The organism is Aeromonas sp. R1-2 (assembly GCF_040908505.1).
Classification (GTDB): Bacteria; Pseudomonadota; Gammaproteobacteria; order Enterobacterales; family Aeromonadaceae; genus Aeromonas; species Aeromonas veronii.
Genome location: NZ_JBFODU010000024.1, coordinates 103,610 through 115,443 on the forward strand (window position 1 = coordinate 103,610; position 11,834 = coordinate 115,443).

The following is an 11,834-nucleotide window of genomic DNA, read 5'->3' on the forward strand; positions in this document are numbered from 1 at the left end:
CAGCGGAAGGGATCACATTTTCAATATCCCATGCTTGCAATTGTGTGCTGTCGGGTCTCTTTGAATTTTTCATTGTTCAACAGTGGGTTATCAGGTCTCATTTTCATATGGATGTTTACTGTTTGAATCGTCAAAGAACTGTAAAAATCCTTTTTTTGCGCTTTTTCTCTATATTTATTCAAAATTGGTCGGGTATTTATATGTTTACCCTCTCCGCGAGCTTGATCCAGCTCAGCCCCTGTTTTGCGCAAGCTCGTACAATGGCGCTCCTTTAGCGGAGGTGTCATGCAGTTACACGAACTCGTCAATACATTCGGTCAGGATCTCAAGCAGCGTCATGGTCAGAAGATCCACAAACTCTCCATCCACGGGGCCTTCACCTGCCCGAACCGTGACGGCACCCTGGGCCGTGGTGGCTGCACCTTCTGCAACGTATCCTCTTTTGCTGACGAGTCGGCTCAGCAACTCTCCGTGGTGCAACAACTGCTGGCTCGCCGGGACGAAGTCACCCGTGCCAAGCGCTATCTTGCCTACTTTCAGGCCTATACCAGTACCTATGCCGAAGTCGAATATCTGCAGCGGATGTATGAAGAGGCGCTGTCAGTGAGCGATATGGTGGGGCTCTGTGTGGGCACTCGTCCCGATTGCGTGCCGGATGCGGTGCTGGATCTGTTGGCGGGCTATCAGGCCCGGGGTTACGAGGTGTGGCTGGAGCTTGGGCTGCAAAGCGCCAATGACAAGACCTTGCAACGGATCAACCGTGGCCACGGTTATGCCGCCTATGAGGATGCGGTAAGACGTGCCCATCAGCGCGGCATCAAGGTATGTGCTCATCTGATCGTCGGCCTGCCGGGCGAAGTGCCGATGGACAGCCTCGATACCCTGCATCGCATCGTTGAGACCGGTGTTGAGGGGATCAAGTTGCATCCGCTTCATGTGGTTGAAGGCAGTACTCTCGGCAAGGCGTGGCAGGCGGGGCGGCTTGAGGTATTGACGCTGGATCAGTATGTGGAGGCGGCCGTTGCCATGATCCAGCACACGCCGCCCGAGGTGGTGTATCACCGGATTTCGGCCTCCGCGCGCCGTCCGACTCTGTTGGCGCCAGCCTGGTGTGAAAACCGCTGGACTGCCATGGCGGATATTGCCAAAGCACTCTCATTGAATGGCCCGCAAGGTCACGCGTTGGGCAGACCCTTCATACTTCCTGACCTATAATTGAGCACCAGATTATTATTTTCACGTAAAACATAGGGTTATATAAAAAACTTCATACCCTAAACTATAGTTTTGGTACGTGCCGGTTGATATAGTGGTGCGCCATAATAAATGTCATTATCAATTAACTCCGACATTCACCCTGATTGCAGTGTTAGCATGGTGTTGATGAGCCGATTATTTTTACCAATAACGAATCATGCCGCCATTGCTGCTGTGCCGGGAAATTGGGGATGAGTGTCGCGATCTATCTGGACAGGTTTATCCCCTGATCAGTCTCATCAGCGGGAAGGCCACTCGGTTTTAGCGTGGCTATAGCAGGGAAATAGGAGCGATGAACGCTCTTATCTACCTCATTTATGCAGTGACAGGATGCTATGCAAGCAGAAACAAGTCGTATTGATGAGTTATTGGAGTGTCTGGTCTTCTTGACCCGTTTTTATGGTGTGCCCAACAGTCAGGATGCCCTGACGACCGGGTTGCCACTGGTCTCCGGACGCCTGACTACCGCACTCTTTTGCCGTGCTGCCGAGCGGGGCGGGTTATCCGCCCGTGAAGTGATCCAGCCACTGGCTGATATCTCTCCCTTGCTGCTGCCTTGTGTATTGCAGATGCGCAGTGGTGGCGCCTGTATATTGCTGGAGTGGAACGAAGATCGCAGCCAGGGGAAAGTGATTTTCCCGCAGGCCGGTGATGCCGCGCAATGGCTGACCGCAGCCCAGTTGGGTGATGAGTATCTGGGGCGCCTCTTCTATGTAAAGAAGCAGTTCAAGTTTGACGAGCGCTCGCCCAAGGTACTGGAAACCCGTGATGGACACTGGTTCTGGAGCACCTTGTTCGAATCCCGCGGCATCTATCGCGATGTGCTGATCGCCTCCATTCTGATCAACCTGTTTGCCATCGCCAGTCCGCTCTTTACCATGAACGTTTATGACAAGATTGTGCCCAATCTGGCGTTTGATTCGCTCTGGGTGCTGGCGGTCGGGGCCATGGTGGTCTTTACCTTCGATTTTGTGATGCGGCAGTTGCGTAGTTACTTTATCGACATTGCCGGTAAAAAGTCTGATGTGCTGCTGTCCGCCAAGATTTTTGCCAAGGTGATGGGTATGAGGATGGAGTCTCGTCCCGCTTCCACTGGCGCGTTCGCCAAACATCTGCAGGAATTTGAATCGGTGCGGGAGTTTTTCACCTCCGCAACGGTTTCTACTCTTATCGATCTGCCCTTTGCCGTCTTCTTCCTTTTTATTATCTGGATGTTTGCAGGCGTAATGGTGGTGGTTCCCATCGTCGCCATGTTGATCCTCATCGCCTACAGCTTTTATATTCAGGAGCCCCTCAAGCAGTCCATCGAAGAGGGTTCACGCCTTGCGTCCCAGAAGAACGCCAACCTGATTGAAAGTATTTCAGGGCTGGAAACCGTCAAGATTTTCGGCGCCGAGAGCATGTTCCAGCATCGCTGGGAACAGGCCGTTTCTCATATTTCCACCTGGGGCGTACAGACCCGCCGCATTACCAACTCCATGTCCTCGCTGGCCAGCTATATCCAGCAGGTGGTGACGGTCGGTCTGGTGATCGTCGGTGTTTACCAGATCTCCGAAGGTTTGGTCACCATGGGGGGCATGATTGCCGCCGTGATGCTCTCCAGCCGCGCCATTGCGCCCATGGTGCAACTCTCCGTGTTGTCGACCCGTTATAACCAGGCCAAGTCAGCACTGGATATTCTGGAAAAAATCATGCAAACCCCGGGGGAGCAGGAGGAGGGCAAGCAATATATCCATCATCCGGTGATTGCCGGTCGCATTGAATTCGAGAATGTCTCCTTCAAATATCCCGGCATGGAAACCAGCACCCTGCACAATATCAATTTGCGCATTCAGCCGGGCGAAAAGGTGGCGATTATCGGCCGGATTGGGGCGGGTAAAACGACCCTGGAGAAGCTGTTGATGGGACTGTATCGACCGACCGATGGTTCGGTACGTATCGATGGTTTTGAACTCGATCAACTGCCGCCTGCGGTGATCCGTCGCAATATCGGCTGTGTTCCGCAAGATGTCATTCTCTTTTTCGGATCTGTGCGGGACAACATCATGCTGGGTAATCCGCTGGTGGATGATGTGAGAGTCTTGCGCGCAGCCAAGCGGGCGGGTGTCACCAACTTTACCAACCGGGATCCCAACGGGCTGGATCGGCAGATAGGCGAGGGTGGCCGTCAGCTCTCCGGTGGCCAGCGTCAGTCGATCCTGCTGGCACGCGCCCTGCTCAATGATCCCCCCATTCTGGTGATGGATGAGCCGACCTCCAACATGGACAACCAGTCCGAGATGCAGGTTAAGCAAGAGCTCGCCAGACTGGGCCCGGAAACCACATTGATCCTCATCACTCACAAAACCTCAATGCTGGATGTGGCATCGCGAGTGATCGTTATCGAGCAGGGGCAGATCGTTGCTGATGGCCCCAAAGAGGTGGTGTTGCTGCAGTTGAAGGAAGGCAAGGTGCGCGTGCAGGAGGTGTCCCATGGTTAAGGGGCTCATGGACTGGTTCAAGCGCAGCAAAAAGACGCCTTCAGGCGAGGTATTGCCAGCACCCGAGCATCTGGAGTTTGTCGATGACGGCGCGGCAGCTGTACTGCTGACCACGCCGACCGGAGCTCGCATCCTGTTGTGGTGCTGTTTCCTCTTTTTCATGAGTGCCATCGTCTGGGCGGCCTGGGCCGAACTGGATGAAGTCACCGTGGGTCAGGGCAAAGTTATTCCGTCCCGTCAGCTGCAGGTGATCCAGAACCTGGAAGGGGGGATCGTCAAAGAGATCTTCGTCAAAGAGGGGGACATCGTCGAAAAGGGGCAGCCGCTGCTGCGTATTGATGACACCCGTTTCCGCTCCGACTTTAGAGAACGGGAGCAAGAGGTCGTCACCCTCAAGGGGGATGTTGCCCGTCTGCGCGCCGAGATGGCCAGCGTCGAGGTGAAAAACGACCCGGCACTGGGGTGGCGTGAACAGGTCGTGGTAGGTGAAGCTCCAATCCAGTTTCCCGATGGTTATGAAACCGTCTTTGCCGAATACGCACACCGTGAGCGCTCTGTACAGCGGGATCGCCTCAATAACCTGAAGAACCAGCTCTATATTCTTGGTCAGCAAATCGAACAGAAAGAGCAGGAGCTGATTGAACTGAATGCCAAGATCCGCACCGTGAATCGCAGTGTGGATTTGGCCAGACAGGAACTGAATATTAGCCGTCCGCTGGCGAAAGAAGGTATAGTGCCTCAAGTGGAGCTAATCAAGCTTGAGCGGCAGGTCAACGAGATGCAGGGGGAGCTGGAGAGTAACCGTCTGCTGATCCCAAAACTCAATTCGGTACTGCGTGAGACCATCTCCAAGCGTAATGATATTGCGCTGAAGTTCAGAGCAGACTCCCAGACTGAACTGAATGAGAAACAGGGGCGGCTTGGCCAGTTATCAGAAGGGCAGGTTGGCTTGCGAGACAGGGTTGACCGGACCAGCGTGATTGCTCCGCTCAAGGGCACCATCAAGAAACTCAAGATCAACACCCTGGGCGGCGTGGTTCAGCCCGGCATGGATTTGATGGAGATTGTGCCGTTGGAGGATACCTTGCTGGTAGAAGCCAAGGTGTCACCGAAAGATATCGCCTTCCTGCGACCGGGGCTGGATGCCATTGTCAAAATTACTGCCTACGACTTTACAATCTATGGAGGATTGCATGGCAAGGTTGAACAGATAAGTGCAGATTCGATCCAGGATGAGGAGGGGAACTCCTTTTATCTGGTTCGGGTTCGAACAGAGAAGAGTTACTTGGGCGATGAGCTTAACGCACTTCCCATCATCCCCGGTATGTTAGCCAGTGCTGATATCATTACTGGTAAAAAAAGTGTCCTAGACTATTTGCTTAAGCCGATTTTACGGGCAAAGCAGTCGGCACTGAGAGAACGATAAGCCAACAATCTAAAAACAAAACATGACTGGAGATAACATGAAAAAAACGATTGTTGCCATGCTGGTCAGTGGCTGCATCCTGATCCCGAGTTTGGGTCAGGCCCAGACTCTGGAAGAGTCGGTGGCACAGACACTTGCTACGCATCCCAAGATAAAGGAAGCGTTTGATCTGTATCAGGCACGACTCTATCAGCATGATGGAGCCAAGGGTGGCTATTATCCTACGATCGATCTGCGTGGCGGTGTAGGCTATGAAAAAACTGATAGCCCTTCAACGCGTCGTGATCCAACTAGTGATGACTCGTTGACTCGTAAAGAGGCTGGGCTCAGTCTGCGGCAAATGTTGTTTGATGGCTTTGATGTCAGCAACAATGTCTCCAGAACCGAAGCTGAAGCCAATGCCCAGCGTCTGGCGATGATCTCCGAAGCAGAAAACACCGCGCTGCGGGTGGCTGAGGTCTACCTCAATATGCTGCGTCAGCAGGAGATTTTGGAACTCTCCAAACAAAACCTGGAAACCCACGAACAGATCCGCAGCGACATCAGCAAGCGGACTGATTCAGGGCTTGGCTCTACTGCGGATCAGACCCAGATTGAAGGTCGTGTTGCCCGAGCCTATTCAAATCAGGCTGCTGCTGAAAACAACTATCGCGATGCAGAGAGTGAATTTATTCGTGTCGTGAACGAGGTGCCCAAAGATCTGGTTCAGCCGGTTCCCAATACCGAGCTTATCCCGACCAGCCTCGATAGTGCGCTGAAAACGGCGACCGAAGTCCACCCGACCCTGCTCTCTTCCCTGCAGGATATCGAAGCGGCCAAGTATCAACACGAAGGCGCCAAATCCGGTTTCTACCCCAATGTGACATTCGAGGTCGATCAGAACTGGAATGAGGATATCGATGCGGTAAAAGGGCGCAACGATGATCTGACCGCAATGGTGCGGATGCGTTACAACCTGTTCCGTGGCGGCTCTGATGTGGCAGAGAGCAATGCAACATCGGCGCTCTACTCTCAGGCGAAAGACATTCATTTGAATGCGTTCCGCCAGGTGGAGGAAGGCACTCGTCTGGCCTGGAACGCGAAAGAGTCGCTGGCCAAGCAAAAGACCTTCCTGAAAGAGCATGTTGACGCCAGCTATGACACCGTACAGGCGTACAAGAAGCAGTTTGGGTTGGGTCAACGGACATTGCTGGACGTATTGAACACCGAGAACGAACTGTTTGAGGCGCGTCGCAGCTATATCACTGCCGAGTATGATGCACTGCTGGCGGACTATCGCATTCTCAACGCGACAGGCAGTCTGCTCAATGCATTTAGCGTCAAACAACCCGCTGAATGGCAGGCCAGGCAATAACCGTTTGTTCATGATCCCGCAGGGATCATGAACGCCAACATGGTGACTGCTGCTGGTAGTCACCATGTTTGGCTAACGCAGATGGTTGCACGGGCTTTGAGGAGTGCAGCAGCAATAATGCAGCAGGAATATGACGTGACACTCCAGCGCGGAACCGGCGGCAGATGGTGTTATCTTCTTAATGAATGGAGATACCGATCGCTACGCGCTCTGCGCCACTCCTTATGGATCCTGCTGTTACCCTTCTCACTTCTGCTCTGTGCCAGTCAGCCTCTGCCACAGGAAGATCTCAACTTGATCAAACGGGCGGAGCAGACCTATGGCGCCAGAGCCGGCAAGCGTGTAACTAGTTGGCGTATGCTGGTCATGGAGACGAAGGGCAGGGCCCTGAGCGAAGAAAAAAAGCTTGAGCGGGTAAATAATTTTTTCAATCGAATGCGTTTTATTGACGATATCAAGTTGTGGCGCAAAAAGGATTATTGGGCAACCCCGCTGGAATTTTTGGGAGCCGCTGGGGGAGACTGTGAAGATTTCAGTATCGCCAAATACTCTACGCTGCTCGAGCTTGGGATCCCGGATGATAAAATGCGGATGGTGTACGTTAAGGCTCTTGATTACAACCAGTTTCACATGGTGGTGGCATATTATGAGACACCCTCTTCCGTTCCGGTTATTTTGGATAATTTGATAGGCTCGATTCGCCCTGCCACACAGCGGCGTGATCTGGTGCCTATTTACAGTTTTAACGGTAGTCACTTGTGGTTGATGAAGGCACGAGGCCAAGGGGAACTGGCTGGTCAATCATCCCGCTTGGGATTATGGAATGATTTACGCAATCGCATGACCTCGGGGCGATTGGCTCGGCCAGTGGTGAATTTGGATGATTAACCTATGACGCTCTATCGACAGTTATTAGCCACCATGCTGCTGCTGTTTGGATTGTTATTTGCGGCCACATACTGGGTGCAATTCAATTCAACCCGCACTTATCTTGCGCAGCAACAGGAAACAACGGTCATCAATACGGCAACCTCGCTGGGGCTTGCGCTCACCCCCTATCTGGAAAACGGTGACAAGGTCGGTGCCGAGTCGGTGATCCAGGCCATTTTTGATGGTGGCTATTATCGATTGGTTCGCTTGGATTTGCTGGCATCAAAGGATGTCATCGAGCAGGAAAATACCAACAATATTCAGGGGGTACCGCGGTGGTTTGTAAATTTGGAACTGTTTCCTGAGGTATCCAACGAGTCCATCCTGACGTCTGGCTGGTTGCAGCTTGGAAAATTAAAAGTAGTTGGTCACCCCGGCCAGGCTTATTACGAGTTGTGGCGGGGGATGAGCGAGCTGGCGAGCTGGTTTCTGGTCGGCTTTTTGATCACCACCATTTTGTTGATGAGAGCACTCAACTACTTGCTCAAGCCACTCAAACAGATCTGTGATCAAGCCGTAGAGATCGAGCTGCACCATTTCGGTCATACGATCCCGGAGCCTAAAACTCATGAATTGAAGCAGGTCGTTCAGGCGATCAATATCCTCTCAAGCAAGTTGGCGTTGCAGTTCAAAGAGCAAGCCGATGAGGCCGAGAAATTGCGTGAGCGGGTTTATGTCGATGCCGTATCGGGACTTGGCAACCGAGCCTATTTTGTGGGTCAGGTTAACGCATGGATAGCGGAGGCTGGCCAAGGTGGCGTCATGTTGGTTGCGGTCGACATGCTGGATGATATCTATCGCGATGAAGGCTTTGCTGCCCGTGACAACATGGTCAAATCGATAGCTCAGGCTTTGAAAGAGCAATTAAAAGGGTGGGGTGGCGCAGCCTTGGCACGGATCTCCGCGACGGAATATGCGCTGCTCTGTCCAACTGACGATCTGACTCAGCTAAAAGAGCTGGCTGAAGTGATTAATAGCCGCATTGCCGATCTGGTGGTGAATCCAATGGGCGAAGGGGATGCGCTCTCCGTCATTGGTATTGCCGGTCGTGATGGCAATGATGATCTCTCTGCCTTGTTGACCAAAGCCGATAATGCGCTTGGCAAGGCGCGCAATGAACGCCGTGGTGCTGTGGTGATGGAAGGGGGGACCGAGCAAGGTTTGATGGGGCGTTTGGCCTGGCGAGATCTGGTACAAGATGCAATTTCACGACAACTTTGGCGCTTCAAAGCCCAACCAGCTTGCCGGTTTGATAATGGAGAAAGGTTGCATGCCGAGCTGTTTGCTTCTATCTCTCGGGATGGCACTGATTATTTTGCCGGTCAGTTCTTGCCCGCGATTGAACAATTCAAATTGGGTGGCGAGTTTGACCAGGCGGTGCTTGATGCTTGCGTTCCATTACTGCAAAGACAGTCTGATCTGGTACTGGCGATCAACATCACTGCTGGCTCGCTCTGCTCGGATGAATTTTTAACCTGGCTGACGCGTTACCTGACCGAGCATGTTGAGCTGAAAGAGCGGTTGTTATTTGAAATACCTGAAGCTGCCATCATGAAACATAAAGACAACGTGGCTGCGTTGGTGGGCACCTTGCAAGCTCATGGCTTCCAGTGGGGGGTTGACCACTATGGTCGTCACTTCCAGTCTCTGGGCTATCTGGAGGAGTTGTCGCCGGCTTATGTCAAGGTTGATCACGGTTATACCAGTCAGGTCATGGAGCCGGGGGCTGACACCTCATTCCTGGCTGCAGTGTGTCGCGCCGCACATAATGCCGGTGTGACCACCATTGCAACCCGCGTCGAAGATCAACATCAAGTGGAACTGCTTTCCAAGTTGCATATCGATGGTTACCAGGGATTTGTTCATCCCGCCTTCCCATTGTCTTGAATTAAATGCTGGAAATGGCCCCGATAGGGGCCTTTTTTATACCAGTCACTTCTCTTTTCGCCATTTTTCTATAACCAACTCAAGGTCGGTCTTGAATGGGGCTGTGTCTAGGGTTCTGATTTGTATTAAGAAATTCCAACTCTTCGATTTTTTTCCGTCCATTTGTTGAATTCCTCTCGAACGTACGCTTTTTTGCAACGGAACAGCGCGCTATCTCCTTCTACGGTGTAGACATCAAGATCTGTCACCTTGGAGCAATGGATATGCGTACCCAAATCATCGACAAGTTCGTGGTTGTCTCAGCTATAGAAGGCAATGTGGAGATTGTGCTGGCTGATGGAAGCAGCCGCCCTCTGCAAAAAGGGGAAATTCTCCAACCCGGAGCAAAATTGGCCATAGCTGATGACGCCAAGCTGGCTCTTTCCCCTTATGACGATACTCCAGCATCGGATGTTCCGGCCGGTTCCGAGTCCGCTGAACCTGCTCAACCGCAAGTGGCGGCCAGCCAGGAAGGCGCACCTTCAGATATTGCCGCATTGCAAGAATCGATTCTGCAGGGTGTTGACCCGACTCAAAACTTTGAGGCTTCTGCTGCTGGTGGGGCTCCAGCGGCCGGTGGTGGTGGCGGTATTGGTGGGGTTGCGGGGGCCAGTGGTAATGGTGGTTTCGTCACAATTGATCGAACTGGTGATGCCACGATAGCGGCTGCAGGGTTTGATACCACCTACGATACGGCCGCTGTCATCAATGAAAATCAGGCCGAAGATTTGATTCTTGAAAATCAGCTTGATGATTTGGGCGAAACCGCCGTGACCCTGGAAGACACTCAGGTCAGTGGGAATTTGCTCGACAATAGTACCAATCCAGATGGGCCTGCTGATGCCTCTATCGTTTCATATGACTGGGGTATCAATATCGGAGTCCCTGCTGGTGTTGCTGCCACCATTACCGGAGTGGGCACACTGATCATCAATCCGGATGGGAGCTATACCTTTACTCCTGCGCCTAACTATGATGGCGCTGTTCCCCCGGTGAACTATCAGGTAACTGATGGCCAGGATACAGTGACTTCAACACTCGTTATCTCCATTACTCCGGTAGATGAGGAGGTAAGTCTTGATGGGCTTACTCAGGAAGGGGGAGAGGTGTTGGTCAGTGATGCCAACTTGGCCGACGGTTCGGCACCTAACGATGCCGCGTTAACTCAAAGTGGGGTGTTTACCTTCAATGCCCAGGATGGTGTCCAAAGTCTTGCTCTGGGTAACGTTACGCTCATCACCAATGGTCAATCTGCTACCTCTTTTCCCCTGTCAATTATTAGCCCGTTAGGAAATGTCCTGACAATTACCGCGGTGACCTACAACCCTGTGACTGGTGCAGGACAAGTCAGCTACAGCTATACCCTTGGCGACAATGAAAACCACACAAGACCTGCCAATGACACCTCCTTGAGCGAGAGCTTTAGTGTCGTTTTGACTGATAGCGATGGCGACACGGCTAGCGATACCCTTGATATCACTATTTTGGATGACATTCCCACTCTGGCTGGTGATATCGGGTCAACTCTGGGTGGGCAAGTGCAGGAAGATGCGCTGACCAGCGGCAACAGCGAAGGGTCTGACCAGAGTGTGAGCGCAACAGGGCTGGCTGGCACCCTTAATACGCTGGTCAACTTTGGTGCCGATGGGGCAGGTAGCTTTGGTCTGGGCAGTGATGTCAGTAGTCTGGTGGGGCAGGAGCTGACCAGTGGCGGTGTGGCGCTGAGCTACAGCGTGGTGGGCAATGTGTTGACCGCCAGTGCAGACGGTGTGCCGGTCTTTACCCTGACCGTAGGGGCAAATGGCAGCTACAGCTTTACCCTGATTGGTCCGCTGGACCATCCGACAGCGGATGGTGATGACGGCGAACAACTGGCTGGCGTGGGTATCGACTTCTCTGGCGTACTGACGGCCAGCGATGGTGATGGCGACCCGTTGACCGATGGTTTCCCGGCAGGGAGCTTTGCCATCAAGGTGGAAGATGATGTGCCGGTGCTCAAGCAAACAGGGGGCAGCGACACGGTTAATGTGGACGAGGATGACTTGCTGAAATCGCGTGGTGAGGGTGAGTCAGAGGGTAATGACGTTGGTGAGCGTGAGCCGTTGTCAGTCACAGGCAGCATAGTGGACAACGTTGCCTGGGGGGCGGACGGCTTTGGCAAGGTGACTGGTGTGAGCTGGAGCGGTGGCATGGCCACCATTGATGAAGGCCAGACCTCTGTGACGGTGTACTTCGATGCGAAAGGTGCCGTGCAACCTGGTGTTGCCGGTGCTGCGGCCAGTTTGTTGGTGAATGCGGATGGTTCATACACCTTCACGCTGGCAGACAACCTGCTGGTATCAGGTGAGGGAGAGAACGTAGTTAAGTTGCTGACCGATGGCTTTACCTTTGCGGCGCAGGATGGCGATGGCGACCCGGTGGTGGGTGGCATCAAGGTGAATGTGAACATCACTGATGACGT

Annotated in this window: 7 protein-coding genes; all 7 read left to right on the forward strand. The window is 53.0% G+C overall.

Annotated features, from left to right (window positions below; genetic code table 11):
• Positions 1–285 precede the first annotated feature (285 nt).
• Positions 286–1,215, forward strand: coding sequence for a TIGR01212 family radical SAM protein (locus AB5Y76_RS09625; protein WP_005359766.1), 930 nt, complete (start codon positions 286–288; stop codon positions 1,213–1,215).
• 377 nt (positions 1,216–1,592) lie between these two features.
• On the forward strand, positions 1,593–3,737 hold the full coding sequence (locus AB5Y76_RS09630; RefSeq protein WP_263717584.1) for a type I secretion system permease/ATPase: 2,145 nt from the start codon (positions 1,593–1,595) through the stop codon (positions 3,735–3,737).
• Positions 3,730–5,163 (forward strand): HlyD family type I secretion periplasmic adaptor subunit, encoded by a 1,434-nt coding sequence (locus AB5Y76_RS09635; protein ID WP_005350982.1) that lies wholly within the window; start codon positions 3,730–3,732, stop codon positions 5,161–5,163. The genes AB5Y76_RS09630 and AB5Y76_RS09635 overlap by 8 nt, the downstream gene beginning before the upstream one ends.
• Positions 5,164–5,200: 37 nt before the next feature.
• Entirely contained in the window at positions 5,201–6,517 is a 1,317-nt protein-coding gene (locus AB5Y76_RS09640; protein ID WP_058059334.1) for a TolC family outer membrane protein, read from the forward strand.
• A 135-nt stretch (positions 6,518–6,652) separates the two neighbouring features.
• Positions 6,653–7,405: a transglutaminase-like cysteine peptidase gene (locus AB5Y76_RS09645; protein WP_223849329.1), complete on the forward strand. Its 753-nt coding sequence runs from the start codon at positions 6,653–6,655 to the stop codon at positions 7,403–7,405.
• A 3-nt stretch (positions 7,406–7,408) separates the two neighbouring features.
• Entirely contained in the window at positions 7,409–9,334 is a 1,926-nt protein-coding gene (locus AB5Y76_RS09650; RefSeq protein WP_263717585.1) for an EAL domain-containing protein, read from the forward strand.
• Between the two features lie 263 nt (positions 9,335–9,597).
• Positions 9,598–11,834: retention module-containing protein (locus AB5Y76_RS09655; protein WP_368177717.1), on the forward strand; the 2,237-nt coding region annotated here is incomplete at its 3' end.